At 72.9% G+C, this 17744-nt stretch carries 16 protein-coding genes; 6 read left to right on the top strand and 10 right to left on the bottom strand.

What is annotated here, in order from left to right; all coding sequences use genetic code 11:
• Positions 1-43 precede the first annotated feature (43 nt).
• The 4 genes from ADK41_RS07145 to ADK41_RS07130 all read right to left on the bottom strand — a co-directional run bounded on the left by ADK41_RS07145 (position 44) and on the right by ADK41_RS07130 (position 3768).
• The gene (locus ADK41_RS07145) at positions 44-1240 is read right to left on the bottom strand and encodes a TetR/AcrR family transcriptional regulator (RefSeq protein WP_030826910.1); all 1197 of its coding nucleotides are present in this window, start codon (positions 1238-1240) and stop codon (positions 44-46) included.
• Between the two features lie 136 nt (positions 1241-1376).
• Positions 1377-2468 (bottom strand): NAD(P)-dependent alcohol dehydrogenase, encoded by a 1092-nt coding sequence (locus ADK41_RS07140; RefSeq protein ID WP_030826908.1) that lies wholly within the window; start codon positions 2466-2468, stop codon positions 1377-1379.
• Entirely contained in the window at positions 2465-2974 is a 510-nt protein-coding gene (locus ADK41_RS07135; protein ID WP_030826905.1) for a DUF4334 domain-containing protein, read from the bottom strand. The genes ADK41_RS07140 and ADK41_RS07135 overlap by 4 nt, the downstream gene beginning before the upstream one ends.
• Positions 2975-3063: 89 nt before the next feature.
• Positions 3064-3768, bottom strand: coding sequence for a TetR/AcrR family transcriptional regulator (locus ADK41_RS07130; protein ID WP_030826902.1), 705 nt, complete (start codon positions 3766-3768; stop codon positions 3064-3066).
• A 261-nt stretch (positions 3769-4029) separates the two neighbouring features.
• Between ADK41_RS07130 and ADK41_RS07125 the strand changes: the two genes are divergently transcribed.
• From ADK41_RS07125 to ADK41_RS07105, 5 genes are all read left to right on the top strand, one after another.
• Complete coding sequence (locus tag ADK41_RS07125; RefSeq protein ID WP_030826898.1) at positions 4030-5184, top strand: CaiB/BaiF CoA transferase family protein; 1155 nt, start codon at positions 4030-4032, stop codon at positions 5182-5184.
• Entirely contained in the window at positions 5184-6209 is a 1026-nt protein-coding gene (locus ADK41_RS07120) for an LLM class F420-dependent oxidoreductase (protein ID WP_030826895.1), read from the top strand. Before ADK41_RS07125 ends, ADK41_RS07120 begins: the two co-directional genes overlap by 1 nt.
• Positions 6206-7354, top strand: a complete 1149-nt coding sequence (locus ADK41_RS07115) for an acyl-CoA dehydrogenase family protein (RefSeq protein WP_106979465.1) — start codon at positions 6206-6208, stop codon at positions 7352-7354. Before ADK41_RS07120 ends, ADK41_RS07115 begins: the two co-directional genes overlap by 4 nt.
• Positions 7355-7419: 65 nt before the next feature.
• The gene (locus ADK41_RS07110; RefSeq protein WP_245174621.1) at positions 7420-8532 is read left to right on the top strand and encodes an acetyl-CoA C-acetyltransferase; all 1113 of its coding nucleotides are present in this window, start codon (positions 7420-7422) and stop codon (positions 8530-8532) included.
• Positions 8451-10634 (top strand): AMP-dependent synthetase/ligase, encoded by a 2184-nt coding sequence (locus tag ADK41_RS07105; protein ID WP_234318785.1) that lies wholly within the window; start codon positions 8451-8453, stop codon positions 10632-10634. Before ADK41_RS07110 ends, ADK41_RS07105 begins: the two co-directional genes overlap by 82 nt.
• 69 nt (positions 10635-10703) lie before the next feature.
• Here the strand turns inward: ADK41_RS07105 and ADK41_RS07100 are convergent, their stop codons facing one another.
• On the bottom strand, positions 10704-11843 hold the full coding sequence (locus ADK41_RS07100) for an acyl-CoA dehydrogenase family protein (RefSeq protein WP_030826881.1): 1140 nt from the start codon (positions 11841-11843) through the stop codon (positions 10704-10706).
• Positions 11844-11972: 129 nt separating this feature from the next.
• Between ADK41_RS07100 and ADK41_RS07095 the strand changes: the two genes are divergently transcribed.
• Entirely contained in the window at positions 11973-12599 is a 627-nt protein-coding gene (locus ADK41_RS07095; protein WP_030826878.1) for a TetR/AcrR family transcriptional regulator, read from the top strand.
• A 50-nt stretch (positions 12600-12649) separates the two neighbouring features.
• Here ADK41_RS07095 and ADK41_RS07090 read toward each other — a convergent pair whose 3' ends face one another.
• From ADK41_RS07090 to ADK41_RS41580, 5 genes are all read right to left on the bottom strand, one after another.
• The gene (locus ADK41_RS07090; protein ID WP_030826873.1) at positions 12650-14155 is read right to left on the bottom strand and encodes an aldehyde dehydrogenase family protein; all 1506 of its coding nucleotides are present in this window, start codon (positions 14153-14155) and stop codon (positions 12650-12652) included.
• Positions 14152-15093 (bottom strand): oxygenase MpaB family protein, encoded by a 942-nt coding sequence (locus tag ADK41_RS07085; protein ID WP_030826869.1) that lies wholly within the window; start codon positions 15091-15093, stop codon positions 14152-14154. The genes ADK41_RS07090 and ADK41_RS07085 overlap by 4 nt, the downstream gene beginning before the upstream one ends.
• Before the next feature lie 448 nt (positions 15094-15541).
• Positions 15542-16228, bottom strand: a complete 687-nt coding sequence (locus tag ADK41_RS07080; RefSeq protein ID WP_053670218.1) for a hypothetical protein — start codon at positions 16226-16228, stop codon at positions 15542-15544.
• A complete protein-coding gene (locus tag ADK41_RS07075) occupies positions 16228-16752 on the bottom strand; it encodes a SigE family RNA polymerase sigma factor (protein ID WP_051843172.1) in 525 nt (174 codons plus the stop codon). Before ADK41_RS07075 ends, ADK41_RS07080 begins: the two co-directional genes overlap by 1 nt.
• 130 nt (positions 16753-16882) lie before the next feature.
• Positions 16883-17449 carry a hypothetical protein gene (locus tag ADK41_RS41580; RefSeq protein ID WP_159043945.1) on the bottom strand — a complete coding sequence of 189 codons (567 nt, stop codon included), beginning with the start codon at positions 17447-17449 and terminating at the stop codon, positions 16883-16885.
• Positions 17450-17744 lie beyond the last annotated feature (295 nt).

Below are 17744 nucleotides of genomic sequence, written 5' to 3'. Positions count from 1 at the left end.
CCGCCCCGCGGTCGGACGGGCCGAGGGGCGGGCATCGGGGTGCTCACACTCCCAGAGCGGCCAGGACCAGAGCGGTCACGGCCTCACGATGCTCCGGACAGTCCCGCCACCGCAGTTTGCGTCCCGCCTCGACCACCACACCGAAGCCCGCGTGCACCAGCACCCTGGCCTGACGCGGATCCAGCTCCGGACGGACCAGCCGCAACTGCTGCTCCCAGACTGCGATGTGCTCCCGCTGCGCCAGCACCACGGGCCGCCGCAGGTCCTTTGGCAACCCGGCCAGCTCGGCCTCGGCGACGCTGTTGAGCTCGGTGTACTCGAAGCTGTACGCCACGTACGTCGCGGCCAGCGCGACGACGGCCTCCCGCGGGCCGGGCACCCCGCGCAGGCCCCGCTCCACCCCCTGGGACAGCAGCGCCGCCGCCTGGAGGCATGCCGCCGCCAGAATGTCGATCTTGCCGGGGTAGTGGCGGTAGAGCGCGGACGGGGTCAGTCCCACCGCCTGTGCGATCTGCCCGTTCGTGACGTTGGCGAACCCGTTCCGGGCGAACAGCGGGACGGACGCCGCGAGGATCTCCGCGCGCCGTGTGCGCGGCACCGGCCGGGCGGGAAGTTCGACGGGGTGCGCGCCCGGCCGGACCACCGCGGGGCCGCTCGCGGCCACGCCCCGCGCCGACGCCGACAGCAGTTCCTCGGCCCGGCGCGGGGCGATGGAGGTGTGATGCATCGTGATGGACCCGATGGCGCCGAGAGCCGCCGTGGCCCGCAGGCGCTCGTCGGGCAGGGGATGCTCGCGCTGGACCGCTTCGTCGACCCGCTCGACCAGGCGGTGGAACTTCACCCGGAGGCGCCGGCGGTCCTCGCGGTTGAGATAGCGCGCTTCCCAGCGGTACACGCCGCCCGACGCGCGGTGGGCGACGGTGATCCGGGTCAGGGCGGTCAGTACGTCCGTCGGACTCGCCCCGGACGGCACCTCGTCGAGCGCCGCGACCAGTCCGTCCACCATGACGTCGGCGCACTCGGCGAACAGCGCGTACTTGTTCGGGAAGTGGCGGTACAGGGCGGCCGCGGAGATGCCCACGCCGGCGGCGACCTCCTCCATGGAGGCCGTGTGGTAGCCGCGCTCGCTGAAGACCCGCCCGGCCGCCTCGACGATCAGCTGCTTGCGGTTGCGCGGCCGCGTGGCCGGGGCCGGTTCGGCGGGCGCGGCCGAACGGGCGGGCGGGGAGGCGGGAGCCATGCCGTTCAGTCAATCACACGCGGTCAGCGCGCCGGGCGCCCTCCGGGCGGACCGCGCGGGAGGCGACCGCGGCATCCGGACCCCCGCTGCCGGCCGCCACCGACGGTGCGCGGCGGCGGCCGGACGCCTCGCCCGGTCAGGTGAAGGCGAGGACCGGCTTGACCACGCTGCCGTCCTCCATGGCTGCCACGGCCGCGCCGATCTCCTCGAACGGGAAGGTGGTGACCAGCGCGTCGAGGGGGAAGAGGCCGCGGCGGCGCAGGTCGATCAGTTCGGGCACGAAGCGGCCGGGGTCGGAGTCCCCCTCGATCACCCCGTGCACGCGGACGCCCTTGGCGAGCAGGGCCATCACGTCGAAGGTCACCTCGCCGCCCAGGCCGAGAAGGGCGAGTTCACCGCGCGGGCGCAGCGCGCCGACGGCCCGGCGGGCCATCTCCGGACGGCCGGTGGTCTCGACGACGTGGTGCGCCCCGCCGCCGGTGAGGTCCCGCAGGGCCGCCACCAGACCGTCCCCCGGGGCCAAGGCCGCCCCGGCGCCGAGTTCGGTGGCCAGGGCGCGACGGGAGGGGACGGGGTCGACCGCCACCACCGGGTCGCAGCCCACCGCCACCGCGGCCATCACCGCGCTCAGCCCGACCCCGCCCGCGCCCAGGACGACCAGGGAGGATCCGGGTTCGGGCCGCAGTCGGTTGAGCACCGTGCCCGCACCCGTCTGGGCGCCGCAGCCGAGCGGCGCGGCGACCTCGGCCGGCAGGTCGGCGGGCACCTTGATCACGCCGCGCTCGTGCACCACGGCGTACGTGGCGAAGCTGGACTGTCCGAAGAAGCCGGCGTGGAGCGGTGCGCCGTCGAGGGAGAGGGGAGTGGTGCCGTCGGCGCGTCCACCGGAGAAGTTCAGGGACCGGGCGTCGAGGCAGTAGGCGGGGTGGCCGGCCGCGCACGGCTCGCACGCGCCGCAGCTGGCGAAGGTGAGACAGACGCGGTCTCCGGGCGCGGCACCGGTCACCTCCCCGCCCACCGCCTCCACGCACCCGGCCCCCTCGTGGCCGAAGACCATCGGAGTGAGCCGCCGGGGCCAGGTGTCCCGCATCCCCAGGTCGGTGTGGCAGATGCCGACCGCGGTCATCCGTACCAGTACGTCGTGCGGCCGCGGGTCGTCGAGGTCCGCGTCCCGGACGGTGAACGGGGCCCCCGGCGCCTGGGTGACCGCGGCGCGGACGCGCCTCACGGCCCCTCTTCGGCGCGTGGGCCGTCGTGCGCGGACCCGGGAGCACACTCGAGGAAGAAGTAGTAGAAGGGGCCTTCGGCGGGGACTCCCTTGGCGTTCATGACGCCCAGCAGCGTACTGTCGTCCACGCGTTTGAAGTGGTCGAGGACCGGCCGGCCGTCGTAGACCATCGTGGCCGTCGACTCGCCGCGGAACTCGACGGTCCACAGGCTCGCCTCGCCCTGGCCGAGTTCGATGTTGGAGTACAGCTTGCCCGCCTCGTCCCGGCACATCAGCGGCTTGGCGTCGTGCACGGAGACGAACGTCTTGCCGTACCAACCCGCCTTTTTCAGCGTCCCGTTGAGGGGATGACCGGTGTCGAACTCGCCGCCCTTCCACTCGCCGAGGACGTCCTCGGGGCGGACCGTCGGCAGCGCCGCCCAGATCTCGTCGAGCTCGCGTGGGTCGACCTGGCCGTCCTTGTCCCGGAGTCGCCGAAACCGGGTGCGGGCCTCGAACACGTCCATGCGCGGGTGTCCTCTCGTCGGTCGGTACTGACTCGGTCGGTCGTGCGGTCGTGCGGCCGGCCGTGAACGGGGCGGAGGGCGACGGCGTGTCACCCGGCCGAGCGGGGTGCCGTGCCCCGGGTGACCGGGGTCCGTGGGCGCGGCGGTACGGCACGGCCGTTGACCGCGCCGGGATGGCCCACGGTCCCGAGGCCCAGCAGCACGTGCCGTTCGGCGACCTCCTCCGCGGTGAGCGGGCCGTCCTCCCGGAACCAGTTGGCGACCCCCTGGCACATGACCAGCACCGAGCGCACCGCGTCGGCCGGGATCGGCGTGGTGAACACGCCCTGGGCACGGCCCGCTTCGACCGTGTCCAGCAGCATGTGCTCCAGGTAGTCGCGCAGGGCGACGTACCGTGCCCGGTTCCGGGGTTCCAGGCTGCGGATCTCCGTGTCGAGGAAGGCCAGTTGCCGGCGGTGGGCCATGTACAGCACGATCGACTCGACCATGCCGCAGAAGCGGGTCAGCGGATCGTCCCCGGCCTCCCCGGCCGCGGCCCGGCAGCGGTCCAGGACGTCCTTGATCGACGTCTCCAGCAGGGTCGCCAGCAGCGCCTGCTTGTTCTCGTAGTGGTAGTAGAGCGCGGGCACCGTGACCCCGACCCGGCCGGCGATGTCCCGGACCGAAGTGCCGTGATAGCCGTGCTCGTTGAAGGCCCGCATGGCGTGCATCAGGATCGGGTGCAGGTCGAGTGGGGCGTAGGAGCGCCAGTGCTCCGCCGGTGGCGTGGTCTCCTGGCTCGGCGCTGTGTTCAACGGCTCTCCTCCGAGGCGGGCGGCGATCGGCGACATCGTACGGCCGTGAGTCCGGCGCACCTCCTTCCGGCCGCTTAGCGATCGCTCAGTGGATCCTGGCACAGGATGCCCGGCCTCATGCCACTTTCCCCGGCTCGGTCGACAAAAACAAGTACTGCGCGAGGAGTTGACCGTCCAGTGTCGTGCTCCTACGTTTTAGCGAACGCTCAGTAAGTCCCCGGTTGACGGCGGCGGGTCCGCCGCGCACCGAGAGAGGAACCCATGAGCCCGTACCCCACCCACCCTCCCGGCCGCGACGCCGCGGGACCGCTGGACGGTGTGCGCGTGGTCGAACTGGCCGGCATCGGCCCCGGCCCGTTCGCCGCGATGCTGCTCGCCGACCTGGGCGCCGACGTGGTGCGCGTGGACCGCCCCGGCCGCACTCCGCTCGGCGGCGAACCCGCCCACGACCTGACCAACCGCAACAAGCGCTCCGTCGTCGTCGACCTCAAGTCGCCCGAAGGGCCGCCTGCGGTACGGGCGCTGGCGGCGCGCGCCGACATCCTGGTGGAGGGATACCGGCCTGGCGTCGCGGAGCGGCTCGGCGTCGGCCCCGAGGAGTGCATGGCCGGCAACCCCGCGCTGGTGTACGGCCGGATGACCGGATGGGGCCAGGAGGGGCCGCTGGCTCCCCTGGCGGGCCACGACATCGGCTACATCGCCACCGCCGGCGCCCTGTCCATGATCGGAGCGCCGGACGGCCGGCCCGTCTTCCCCGTCAACCTGCTCGGCGACTACGCGGGCGGCTCCCTCTACCTGACCACCGGTGTCCTCGCCGCGCTGCTCACCGCCCGCGCCACCGGCCGCGGCCAGGTGGTGGACGCCGCGATCGTGGACGGGACCGCACACCTCACCGCCCTGTTCTGGGGCATGCTCGCCGAGGGCGCCTGGCGGGACGCCCGCGGTCACAACCTGCTCGACGGCGGCTGTCCCTACTACGGCGTCTACGAGACCTCCGACGGCGGCTGGATGGCGGTCGGCGCCCTGGAGCCGCACTTCTACGAGGTGTACGTCTCCCTGCTCGGCCTGGACGCCGGCGACCTGCCCGACCGCGCCGACCCACGCAACTGGCCCGAGTTGCGAGCCGAGTTCACCGCCCGGTTCAAGACCGCCACCCGTGCGCGGTGGACGACCGTCTTCGAGGGCACCGACGCCTGCGTCGCACCCGTGCTCTCCCTCCGCGAGGCGGCCGGCCACGAGCACCTGACCGCACGGGGCACCTACACCGAGGCGTACGGCGTCACCCAGCCCGCTCCCGCCCCCCGTTTCTCCGACACGCCCGGCGCCCTCCGGCTCCCCCCGGCCCTCCCCGGCGCCCACACCCCCGACGTGGCCCGCGACTGGGACGTGCCCGAACTGCTGAAGGACCACAGCTGATGGAACTGTCCTCACCCCTGGCCTACGCGGAGGATCCGCGTACCGCCGCCGACCGGGCCGCCGCCCTGGAGTCCGCGGGTCTCGACGCCGTCTGGGTGGCCGAGGCCTACGGCTTCGACTCCCCGACGATCATGGGCTACCTCGCCGCGAAGACCGAGCGGATGCGGATCGGCTCCGCGATCCTCAACGTCTACTCCCGCACCCCCGCCCTGATCGCCCAGACCGCGGCCGGGCTCGACGCCGTGAGCGGTGGACGCGCCCTCCTCGGCGTCGGCGCCTCCGGGCCGCAGGTCGTCGAGGGCTGGCACGGCCGCCGCTACGACCGTCCGCTGGGCCGCGCCCGCGAGGTGATCGAGCTGTCCCGGCGGATCTGGCGGCGCGAGGTGATCGAGCACCACGGCATCACCGACCTGCCCGTGCCGCCCGGGAAGGGAGGCGCCCTCGGCAAACCGCTGAAACTGCTGAACCACCCGGTCCGCGACACCATTCCGGTCTACCTCGCCGCTCTGGGCCCGGCCAGTGTCCGGACGGCCGCCGAGATCGCCGACGGATGGCTGCCGTTCCTCTACGCTCCCGAGCACGCCCCCAAGGTCTGGGGCCCGTCCCTGGCCGAGGGCGCCGCCCGGCGCGACCCCGCGCTCGGCCCGCTCTCGGTGGTGGCGGGCGGCCTGCTGGCCATCGGCGACGACGCCGCGGCCGTACGCGACCTGATGCGCCCCACCGTCGCCCTGTACGTGGGCGGCATGGGCGCACCCGGGCGCAACTTCTATCACGACCTGATCTGCTCCTACGGCTACGAGGCCGCCGCGTCCGTGATCCAGGAGCACTACCTCGCCGGACGCAGGAAGGACGCGGAGGCCGCCGTACCGGCCGAACTGCTGGAGCAGCTCTGCCTGGCCGGGCCCGAGGGCTATGTCCGCGACCGCGTCGAGGTCTTCCGCGAGGCGGGCGTGACCATGCTCAACGTCACCCCCGTCGGACCCGAACCCGCCCGGCTGATCGAGCGCGTGAGGAGTTGGCTGTGACACTGCGACGAGACCTGTACGGCCCCGACCACGAGGCCTTACGCGAGACGGTGCGGACCTTCCTCAGCAAGGAGGTGGTCCCGCACCACGAACGCTGGGAGAAGAACGGGGTCGTGGACCGTGAGGTGTGGCGCTCGGCCGGCCGCCGGGGCCTGCTGGGCATGGCCGTCGACGAGGAGTACGGCGGCGGCGGTACCGGCGACTTCCGCTACAGCGCCGTGCTGATCGAGGAGTTCGCCCGCGCCGGCGCCTCCGGTCTCGCCCTCAGCCTGCACAACGACATCGTCGGCCCGTACCTCACCCGGCTGGCGAACGAGGAGCAGAAGCGCCGCTGGCTGCCCGGCTTCACCTCCGGCGACCTCGTCACCGCCATCGCCATGACCGAACCCGGCGCCGGCTCCGACCTCCAGGGCATCCGCACCACCGCCGCCGACCGGGGCGACCACTACCTGCTCAACGGCACCAAGACGTTCATCTCCAACGGCATCCTCGCCGACCTCGTCGTCGTGGCCGCCCGCACCACCCACGAGGGCGGCGCGCACGGACTGTCGCTGTTCGTCGTGGAGCGCGGCGCGGAAGGCTTCGAACGCGGCCGCAACCTCGACAAGATCGGCCAGAAGGCGCAGGACACCGCCGAGCTGTTCTTCAACGACGTACGGGTCCCCAAGGAGAACCTGCTGGGAGAGGAGAACCAGGGCTTCGCCCACCTCATGGGCAACCTCGCCCAGGAGCGGCTGGCCATCGCGGTCGGCGCCGCCGCCGCGTCCGAGGAGATCCTCGACGTCACCACCCGGTACGTCAAGGAGCGCGAGGCGTTCGGCAAACCACTCGCCCGGCTCCAGCACATCCGCTTCGAGATCGCCGAGATGGCCACCGAGACCGCCGTCACCCGCGCCTTCCTGGACCGCTGCATCGACGAGCACAGCGGGGGCGAACTCGACGCCGCGCAGGCCTCGATGGCCAAGTGGTGGGCCACCGAACTGAACAAGCGCGTCGTCGACCGCTGTCTGCAACTCCACGGCGGCTACGGCTACATGAGCGAGTACAAGGTGGCCAGGGCGTTCCTCGACAGCCGCATCCAGACCATCTACGGCGGCACCACCGAAATCATGAAGGAGATCATCGGCCGCTCACTGCTGCGCTGAGCACCGGCCGGCTCCGTGCACCGCGTTCGCGGCGTCCGTCGGACCCGACAGGGAAGGCAACCGAGGTGAGCACCGAAGCGTACGTGTACGACGCGATCCGCACCCCGCGCGGGCGTGGCAGGGCAGGCGGCGCCCTGCACGGCACCAAGCCGATCGACCTGGTCGTCGGCCTGATCCACGAGACCCGCGGCCGCTTCCCCGGCCTCGACCCGGCGGCCGTCGGCGACATCGTGCTCGGCGTGGTGAATCCGCTGGGCGACCAGGGGTCGGACATCGCCCGCACCGCCGCCGTGCTCGCCGGTCTGCCGGAGACGGTGGCGGGCGTCCAGGAGAACCGCTTCTGCGCGTCCGGGCTCGAAGCCGTCAACATGGCTGCGGCGAAGGCCCGTTCGGGCTGGGAGGATCTGGTCATCGCGGACGGCGTCGAGTCCATGTCCCGGGTCCCGATGGGCAGCGACGGCGGCGCCCGGTCGGCGGACCCGCGCACCAACCACGACACCGGGTTCGTCCCGCAGGGCATCGGCGCCGACCTGATCGCCACCCTGGAGGGGTTCTCCCGGCACGACGTGGACTCCTACGCGGCGCTCTCCCAGGAGCGGGCCGCCGCGACCTGGAAGGACGGCCGCTTCGACCGCTCGGTCGTCCCCGTGCGGGACCGCAACGGGCTCCTCGTCCTCGACCGGGACGAGCACCTGCGGCCCGGCACCACCGCCGAGAGCCTGGCCGCCCTCAAGCCCTCGTTCGCGAAGCCCGGTGAACTGGGCGGCTTCGACGCGGTCGCGCTGCAGAAGCACCACTGGGTGGAGAGGATCGACCACGTCCACCACGCGGGCAACTCCTCCGGCATCGCCGACGGCGCCGCGCTCGTCGCCATCGGCTCCAAGGAGGCCGGCGAGCGTTACCGACTGCGGCCGCGCGCCAGGATCGTCTCCGCCGCCGTCTTTGGTGCCGAGCCCACCATCATGCTGACCGGACCCGCGCCGGCTTCCCGCAAGGCGCTCACCAGGGCCGGGCTGACCATCGACGACATCGACCTCGTCGAGATCAACGAGGCGTTCGCCGCGGTCGTCCTGCGGTTCGCGCGGGACAGCGGGACATGGGCCTGTCCCTGGACAAGGTCAACGTCAACGGCGGCGCCATCGCCCTGGGCCACCCGCTCGGCGCCACCGGCGCGATGATCCTCGGCACTCTTGTCGACGGACTCGAGCGCCGCGACCTGCGGTACGGGCTGGCGATCCTGTGCGCCGGCGGCGGCATGGGCATCGCCACCGTCGTCGAACGCGTCCGGACCCTCCCACGGACCACCAGGAGGCATCGAACCGGCCCCGCGGGCGGGACCGCCCCGCCCCCGACCTCCACCGCACCGGGTACGCCCGCAGGGGCTTCCCCACCACGCCCCGGTCTCCCCGGACGCCCCCTCCCCGACCCGCAACGCAAGGAGGCCCCGATGACATCGGCACCCCGCACCGCAGGCGACCTGCCCGACGACCCCGCCGACCGCACGCTGCCCCGACTGCTGGCCCGCAACGCGCACGAATACCCACGACTGCCGGGCCTGTCCTGGCAGTCGGGGGATCCGGACGCCGACTGGACGACGCTCGGCTGGGCCGAGATCCACGAGCACACCCGCAGACTCGCCGCCGGCTACCGGGCCCTGGGCGTCGGCCGGGGCGACCACGTGCTGCTGATGATGGTCAACCGGCCCGAGCACTGGCTGTCGGACCTGGCGCTGGTCCGCCTCGGCGCGATCCCGGTGAGCGTCTACGGCACCGCGGCCCCCGAGCAGATCACCCACATCGCCCGCAACTGCCGGGCCCGCCTCGCCGTCGTCGGGGGAGCGGACCAGGTGGCGGTGTGGGAGCCGCTGGTGGCCGACGCGGACACCCCGCTGGAGCGGCTGGTGGTGGCCGACGCGGGAGCGGAGGGGGCACACGTCCCGTACGGGTCCCTGCTCCGCGAGCCGGTGCCGGAGCGATTCGCCAAGGAACTGGACACCGCTCGCCCCGAGGACCCGCTGACCGTCGTCTACACCTCCGGCACCACCGGAGAGCCCAAGGGCGTCGTCCTCACCCACCGGGTGGTGCTGTCCAACGCCCTGGCACTGGACGCCGTGGTGGAGCTGCCCCCGCACGTCGAGCACATCTGCTACCTGCCCCTCGCCCACATCGCCGAGCGGATGCTGGGCATCTACCTGCCCTGTCACCGGGCCTCGCACGTCTACCTGTGCGCCGACCCGACGCGGGTCGGCGAGGTGGTGCGCAAGGTGCGTCCCGCGCAGTTCTTCGGGGTGCCGAGGATCTGGGAGAAGCTGTCCGCCGCCGTGCGCGCCGTCCTCTCGCTGATGCCGGCCGACCAGCGGGCGGTCATCGACCAGGCGTTCGAGGTGGCGCGCGAGCACGTCGGGTACCGCGAGCGGGGCGAGACGCCGCCCGCCGAGCTGGAGGAGCGCTACGTCCGCGTCCGCAGGGACGTGCTGGTGCCCATGCTGGCGGCGGGCGGCCTGGACCGGGTGACCTGGGCGGCCAGTGCCTCGGCGCCGATGCCGGTCGACGTGGTGAGGTTCTGGGCGGGCTTCGGCATCGTCATCATGGACGCCTGGGGGCTGACCGAGACCGCCGGTGTGGCCACCGGCAACAGCCCGAAGACCGGGTTCCGGCTCGGCTCGGTGGGTCGCCCGGTGGAGTCCGCGGAGATCCGCACCGCCGGGGACGGGGAGATCCTGGTGCGCGGCGCCTCCGTGTTCTCCGGCTACCTCCAGCCGGACGGCTCGGTGCGGTCCGTCCTGGACGCCGACGGCTGGCTGGCCACCGGTGACATCGGCCGGATCGACGAGGACGGCTACCTCTGGCTCACCGACCGCAAGAAGGAGATGATCATCACCTCCACCGGCAAGAACGTCTCGCCGGCCCTGGTGGAGAACGCGCTCAAGGAGCACCCGCTGATCGGCCAGGCGATGGTGCACGGGGACAACCGCTCCTACCTGGTCGCCCTGCTGGTGTTCGACGCGGAGGCCGCCTCCGCCTGGGCCGCGGCCCACGGTGTCGAGGCGGAAGGGGGACCTGCCGGGCTGGCGCGGCACCCCGCCGTCCGGGCGGAGGTGGACCGCGCGGTGGCCGCCGCCAACGCCAGGCTCAACCGCACCGAGCAGGTCAAGCGGTACGAGCTGCTGACCGAGGAGTGGGGTCCGGCGACCGGCGAGCTGACGCCGTCACTGAAGATGCGGCGCCGCGTCATCCGCGACAAGTACGCCGACGCGCTGTCCGGACTCTACGAGGACTGACCGGCCGCCCTCGCGAAGACGGCCGCCCGCCCCTCTCCCGGGGCGGGCGGCCTTGCGTGTCCGGCCGTCTCAGAGTCCGTACGTCTTGCCGATGACGTCCCGCTGGATCTCACTGGTCCCGCCGTAGACCGTGGAGGCGACCGCGGCCCGCAGGTGGCGCTCCATGTCGAACTCCGTGGTGTAGCCGTAGCCGCCCATCATCTGCATGCCCTCCAGGGCGGCCCGCTTGGCGATCTCGGTGGCCTTCAGCTTGGCCATGGAGGCCTCGCGCGGGAACAGCTCGTCCGGCTGCGCGTCGCAGTCCAGGGCCACCTCGCGCACCAGCAGCCGGGTGCACTCGATCTCGGTGGCGAGGTCGGCGATCCGGTGCCGCAGTGCCTGGAAGGAGCCGACGGGCCGCCCGAACTGCTCGCGTTCGCGGACGTAGGCGACGGCGTCGTCGAAGGCGCGGCGGGCCAGGCCCAGCATGTTCGCGGCCAGGAAGAGCCGCTCGTAGTTCAGGCCGGCCATCAACTGCCGCCACCCGAGTCCCACTTCACCGACGACGGCGTCCGCGGGCAGTCGTACGCCGGTGAGGAAGACGTCGTTGACCTCCCGGCCGCGCATGGTCTCGATGCCCCGGATCTCCGTCCCCGGTGCGTCGGCGGGCAGATGGAACATGGTCAGACCGCCGTGCTTGTCCTCGCCGGTGCGGGCCACCAGCAGAATGCTCTTCGCGCAGTGCGCGTTGGAGATCCAGGTCTTCTGGCCGTCGATCACCCACGTGCCGTCCGCCTCCCGCCGGGCGCGGCAGCGCAGGGCGCCGACGTCCGATCCGGCCCCCGGCTCCGACATGGCGATGGACAGGACGTCGCCGCGCACGGCGCCGGCCAGCACCTCCCGCCGCCGGCGCTCGGCGCCGAACCGCTCGTACGCCTTCGCGGTGATGACGGTGGTGACGAAACCTCCGCACGGGACCATGCCGTACGAGGTCTCCTCCAGGAACAGACAGGCGTCGGCCAGCCCACCGCCGGAGCCCCCGTACTCCTCGGGCAGGCACACCCCGAGCCAGCCCAGGTCGGCGAGCCTTCGGTACAACTCGGGGTGGTGGGCCTCGCGGCCGCCTCCGGTCAGCACGTCACGCTGCTCTCGGGTGCCGCACTCGCGCTTGGCGAAATCGCGCACGGCCGCGGCGAAAACGGCCTGTTCCTCGGTGAGTCGACTGCCCATCAGGTCCTCCGGGATCCGGGTGCCGGTCGGCGGCTCGGTCAAGGTCGGGCAAGCAGGTGGGTTACAGGGATACGATAGATGTTTCAGCGCCTCAAGGGGGAGTCGTTCGCCGGTATCGTGAGAAGCACCATGAGAACTGACACGAACGACTCGTGGCTCGACCGGGCCCTCGCCCAGCCGGAGCCGGAGGACCACATGGCGCGGCGGATCCTCGACGCGGCACTGGAGCAGTTCACCCTCCTGGGGCTGCGCCGTTCCTCGGTGGACGACGTGGCCAAGCGGGCCGGCGTCTCCCGGGTCACCGTCTACCGGCGCTTCCAGACCAAGGACAAGCTGGTCGAGGACACCCTGCTGCGTGAGCTCAGCCGGTTCTTCCAGCGGCTGGACGCGGCGGTGGCGGCGCTGCCGACCATGAAGGAGCGGGTCGTCGAGGGCTTCGTGGTCGCCCTGCGCCACACCCGCGCCCATCCGCTCTTCGGCGGCCTGCTGCGCCTCGAACCCGAGGTGGTGCTGCCCTACCTGACCGTCCAGGGCGGCTCCTCGCTCTCCGCCACCGCCGAGTACCTGACGGTCCATCTGCGCCGCGCGCAACAGGCCGAGGGCCGCCCCGACGAGGATCCGCGTCCGGTCGCCGAGCTGATGGTGCGGGTCGCCGTCTCCTTCCTGCTCAACCCCGCCGGCTGCATCGAGATGGAGGACGAGGACCAGGCCCGGGCCTTCGCCCGCCGTTACCTGGCCCCGTTGCTGGACGCCTGACCGGCCGGGCCCGTCCGAGCGGCCGGGTCCGGCCGACGGGGCGCCGCCGTTCAGCGGCGCCGGTGCAGCGCCCGCGCCAGCCGCACCGCGCGTTCCCGCGTGGCGGCCGGAACCCCGAAGGAGGTCAGCGTGATCGGCGGGGCGAACCGCTGCACCGTCGTCGACTGTACGGAGGTGAAGGCGCGCAGCCCTTCCGCACCGTGGATCCGCCCGAATCCGGAGTCCCGCGAACCGCCGAACGGCAGCGCCGGCACCGCCGCGAAGCCGAGCACCGAGTTCACCGACACCGCCCCCGCGCGCAGCCGTGCCGCGATCGCCGCGCCGGCGCGCCCGCCCCGGCAGAACACCGCGGCCCCCAGGGCGTAACGCGAGGCGTTGGCCCGTTCCACCGCCTCGTCCACGTCGGCCACCGGGTTGATCACCACGACCGGCCCGAAGGTCTCCTCCGTCATCGCCGCCGCGTCCTCCGGAACGCCGGTCAGCACGACCGGCGCGACGTACGGAGCGCGCACCGACCCGGGACCGCCCAGCAGGGCCCGCGCACCCGCCGAGACCGCGCCGGTCACATGCCGCTCGACGACCGCGACCTGCCCCGGAAGCGTCATCGGGCCGTAGGAGGCGTCCGCCCCGGCGCCCGGGCGCAGCGCCCCGGCCCGCTCGACCACCCGTTCGCACAGCTCCGCGTGGATCCCGCGCACCGCGTAGACGCGTTCCACTCCCGCACAGGTCTGGCCCGCGTTGCTCAGCGCGCCCCACACGATCGCGTCGGCGGCCGCGTCCAGGTCCGCGTCCGCGGTGACGATCACCGCGTCCTTCCCGCCGCACTCGGCGAGAAACGGCGTCAGCGTCTCGGCGCACACCGCCATCACCTTGCGGGCCGTCCCCGGCGAACCGGTGAACGCCAGCTTGTCGACCCCGGACCGGGCCAGGGCGTCCCCGGTGGACGCCCCACCGGTGACGGTGGTGAGCAGCCCGGCGTGCCCGGGCACGGCGGAGTCGAAGAGCCCGGCGAGCAGGACCCCGGTGCCCGGGGTCAGCTCGGACGGCTTGAAGACCACGGCGTTCCCCGCCGTCAGGGCATAACCGAGGGAGCCCATCGGGGTGTACAGGGGGTAGTTCCAGGGGCCGATCACGCCGACCACGCCCAGCGGCCGGTGCACCAGCCAGGCCCGCTGGTGGACGGTGAACAGCCCGGTGCCCACCTTCCGCCGGCGCAGCACGCGCCCGGCGTTGCGGGCGGCCCAGCCCAGGTGTTCCAGCGTGAGGACGACCTCCAGCGCGGCGTCACCGGCCGGCTTGCCGGTCTCCTCGGCGATGGTGCGGGCCACGGCGTCCAGGTCGGTGGCGAGGGCCTTCTTCCAGCGCAGCAGGTGGTCACGGCGCCGGGACACGGGCAGCGCCGCCCAGCCGGCCTGGGTGGTCCGGGCCCGGGACACGGCACGGGAGATCTCTTCCGGTCCGTGCCCCGGGTGTTCGGCGATCGGCTCGCCGGTCGCGGGGGAGCGGGTGGTGAAGGTCGCGGCGTGTGGTGCGGTGGCCGGGGCGGTGTCGGTCATCGGGTCTCCTGAGGGGGAGCAGGGGGGACGGACGACCGCGCCGGAGCGGAGGCCCCTTCCGGCGGCGTCTCGTCCCGGAGCGGGGACGACGGACGGGAGTGCGCCCAGTGCGGACCCAGATCGTCCAGGGTCCAGCCGAAGGGGTAGGTGCGCGCCTTGGGCTTGCGGGGAAACCGCTCCGGCCGCCCGGGCAGCAGACGGATCAGCGCGGCCCGGACGCGGAACGCGCCGTGGACGGCGGCCCGCAGCCGGCGCGGCTGAGGGCGGAAGCCGAGCGCCTTCAGCAGCGGTTCGTCCAGGACGGCGAGCACGACCCGGGGCGCCGTCCGCCGCAGCGGGGCCGGGTACCAGGAGGCCAGTATCCGCAGGGTGGCCGCGGCGACCCTGCGGTTGGCGGGGTCGTAGGCGAACATCTCCCGCTCGTAGTCGTCGTGGAGCCGCTCGAACGCGGCGTAGGTGTCGGGCACCCCGGAGATGCCCATCATCTCGCCCATCCGCCGGCCCACCAGCGCCAGACTCTCGGTCTCCTGCTCGGACAGGCGCCGCCAGCCGAACCGGTCGATCCACCGCTTCGGACCCACCACCGTGGTGGCCAGGACGTAGAGGAAGTCCTCGTCGGGGATCCGGTAACGGCCGTGTATGCGGTTCAGATGGCGGGCGGCGGCCCGGCCGTGCTCCGAGTCCATCCCCTCGCGGACCATCTCGTAGGTGATCAGCACCGTGTCGTCGTACCGCTTCTGGCCGGCACGTTCGAACTCCTGGGTGCGGTCCAGGAGCCGGGAGACGCGCGGGACGCCGTAGTCGCGCAGGAACGCGATCGACGTCCCGTGGAGATAGTCGCGCGGGAACTCGTAGTGGGTGATCCACCGGTAGATCTGCTCGAAGTCCCGCTGCGGATCCATCTGCTGGATGCGGCGGAGCCGGCTGTAGCGGCCCATGGGTGATCCCTCCTGTCGGAAGCGCGGCCACCGGCTCGCGGCGCGCGTGGTCACGCCGGAGAAGTGGACGGTCTCACCGCGGTCACCTCCGGCTTCGAAAGCCGCGTGGCGGCCGGGAGCCGGCGCTCCTGGTCCGGACGGAGCGGGTGTCCCTCGGCTCGGTCGCGTCGGCGCCGCGTTCCCGGTGCGTACGCACCTCCTCGGAGCGGAGCGCGCTGGTGCCGGCCGTGCCGGGTTCCATGGGAACACCCCCCGTGCGAGTCGAAGATACTGAAACTATTGACTTGTATCATCGGGCGTCAATACTCCGGACGCGACGGAGGCGCGGAAGCATCCGCGATCACGCCCCGGCCTCCGCTCGCGCCGTCGACTCACCTGCACGTCAAGGGAGTCGACGGTCCACCAGGAACCGGTCGTCCGACCGGGCGGCGTCCCGTGGGGCGCGGGCTCAGGGCCGGGAGGGGGTCAGTGAGGCGATCTTCCTCCCGTGCCTGTCATGGAGCGCGACGCCGTCGACGGTGAGGTTCTCGTGGAGGGGGACGTCGGCGTACCAGACGCCCCAGTCGGGTTCACCGGGCAGTCGCACCACCGAGGCGGTGACCTCGCCGTCGCCGGTGTCGACGACGACGCGACCGACGTCGACGGTGCCCGTGTACAACCCGGACAGGAAACAGCGGTCGCCCACGGTTTCCGTCATCAGGCCCACGGTGGGGTGGCGGGGGCCGGCGTCGCGGCCGACCACGCTCGTCGACCAGTGCTTGCCCTCCTCCGTCAGCCACAGCTCGACACCCGCCCCGGCCCGGACGCGTTCACCCGGCGCCACCACCCGCACCGCCCCGGCCGTGTTCGGCGTGCCCGGCGGCGCCGGACGCGTCGCCGCGACCCCGTTCCGCTCCGGGGGGCTGTGTTCCGGGAGGACGGCGCGGACCGTGACGGCGGTCAGCGGAGCCAGCAGCAGGCCGCAACCGATCACCAGCCCGGCGGTGCGACGGCGCCGTCGGGCACGCCCTGCCCGTTCGATGGCGGCCAGCGGAACGGGGGAGGGAGTGAGGCCGTAGGCCACCTCACCGAACGCGTCATACAGCCGTTCGCTCTCATGCCGGGGCTGCGGGGAGGGCCGGGACGTCCGGGACATCAGCGGTTCGCTTCCTGGTCGACGAGGTGGAAGGTGAGGAGGGGATGGGCGCGCAGCGCCTCCAGGCCGCGCCGGGCGTGCGTCTTGACCGTGCCGACGGAGCAGTTCAGCGCCGCGGCGATCTCCTGCTCGCTCATGTCCTCCCAGTAGCGCAGCACCACGACGGCACGCTGGCGGGCGGACAGGGCCGAGAGGGCCTCGACGAGGACGGTGTTCCGCTCGACGGCCTCCGCGTGCCCACCGTGCGTCCGGTGCACCGTCTCGGGCAGGAACGGCATGAGTAAGTGGGCTATGCGTTTTTTGCGCATCCGGCTGATGTTGTTGTTGACCAGGGCCCGGCGTAGGTAGAGGTCGACCTCGTGGCGCGGGATTCTCCGCCAACGCGCGTACGTTTTGGCCAGCGTGGTCTGGACGAGGTCCTCGGCCTCGTGGAAGTCGCCGGTGAGCATGTGAGCCGTACGCACCAAGCGGGGCCAGGCCACGGTGGCGAACTCGGCGAAGTCGGCGTGGCTCTCGTGCGTCACGACAATGGATTCCTTGGATTCTGAGGCGGGGAGAGGCGACGGGTACGAGGGCGGACGAGGGCGTGGGCCGGACAGGGCCGGCCCACGCCCGTGGGTCACCCCCTGAGAGCCGCCGGGGCTGTCGGGGAGGCTACGGCCGGGAGGGGGTCAGTGAGGCGATCTCCTTCCCGCGCTTGTCGTAGAGGGTGACGCCGTCGACGGTGAGGTCTTCGTGGAGGGGGACGTCGGCGTACCAGACGCCCCAGCCGGGCGCACCGGGAAGCCGCACCACGGAAGCGGTGACCGCGCCGTCGCTCGTGTCGACGACGACCCGGACCGAGCGGTGCCCGGTCACGTGGATGCCGGAGAGGAAGCAGCGGTCGCCCACGGTTTCCGCCATCAGGCCGATGCCGGGGCTGCGCAGGTCGATGTTGCCGTCGACCACGCTCCGGAACTGGTGCTCCATCGTCGACCAGTGCTTGCCCTCCTCCGTCAGCCACAGCTCGACACCCGCCCCGGCCCGGACGCGTTCACCCGGCGCCACCACCCGCACCGCCCCGGCCGTGCTCGAGGCCGGCTCGCTGATCCGGTGATGAGCGTGCGCCACGCCCGGCGCCTGCGCCGGCGTGACGGCCTGCGCCACGCCCGGCGCTCCCGCCAGCGCGACCGCGACCGCGACCGCGGCCATGTACGTGTTCGTTACCGTCATCCGTGTCATGGATGGGGGCTCCTTGCGGATCGTTCCGATCGGACAGGGTGGAGGGCGCCTCTCCACCCCTACTAACGCCGTCCGTCCCGCATTCCGATGACACGGTCCGCCGCTCGATTTCCCGAAGACCGTCGAGGCCGTACCGCGCGGCACGAGGCAGCCGCGACGCCCGGGAACGTTCCGAGTGCGGCGCCTGCTCGGACCGAATGCCCGGGCGGCCTCCGTCCGGCCGATGACGGCGGTGAGGGCGGGGCCGAGCAGGTCGACCGTCCCGACGGCGACGAACCGCGGGCCGAAGGGGACG

It is taken from the genome of Streptomyces caelestis (assembly GCF_001279005.1).
GTDB classification, from domain to species: domain Bacteria; phylum Actinomycetota; class Actinomycetes; order Streptomycetales; family Streptomycetaceae; genus Streptomyces; species Streptomyces heliomycini.
Note: the sequence above shows the minus strand (reverse complement) of the source record. Positions and strands in the feature narration are given on the sequence as shown.

Coding starts and splice junctions, on each gene's coding strand:
- ADK41_RS07145 (WP_030826910.1), bottom strand. CDS start 1,240: ATGGCTCCCGCCTCCCCGCCCGCCCGTTCGGCCGCGCCCGCCGAACCG.
- ADK41_RS07125 (WP_030826898.1), top strand. CDS start 4,030: ATGAGCCCGTACCCCACCCACCCTCCCGGCCGCGACGCCGCGGGACCG.
- ADK41_RS07080 (WP_053670218.1), bottom strand. CDS start 16,228: ATGTCCCGGACGTCCCGGCCCTCCCCGCAGCCCCGGCATGAGAGCGAA.
- ADK41_RS41580 (WP_159043945.1), bottom strand. CDS start 17,449: ATGACACGGATGACGGTAACGAACACGTACATGGCCGCGGTCGCGGTC.
- ADK41_RS07105 (WP_234318785.1), top strand. CDS start 8,451: ATGGGCCTGTCCCTGGACAAGGTCAACGTCAACGGCGGCGCCATCGCC.
- ADK41_RS07120 (WP_030826895.1), top strand. CDS start 5,184: ATGGAACTGTCCTCACCCCTGGCCTACGCGGAGGATCCGCGTACCGCC.
- ADK41_RS07095 (WP_030826878.1), top strand. CDS start 11,973: ATGAGAACTGACACGAACGACTCGTGGCTCGACCGGGCCCTCGCCCAG.
- ADK41_RS07090 (WP_030826873.1), bottom strand. CDS start 14,155: ATGACCGACACCGCCCCGGCCACCGCACCACACGCCGCGACCTTCACC.
- ADK41_RS07100 (WP_030826881.1), bottom strand. CDS start 11,843: ATGGGCAGTCGACTCACCGAGGAACAGGCCGTTTTCGCCGCGGCCGTG.
- ADK41_RS07135 (WP_030826905.1), bottom strand. CDS start 2,974: ATGGACGTGTTCGAGGCCCGCACCCGGTTTCGGCGACTCCGGGACAAG.
- ADK41_RS07085 (WP_030826869.1), bottom strand. CDS start 15,093: ATGGGCCGCTACAGCCGGCTCCGCCGCATCCAGCAGATGGATCCGCAG.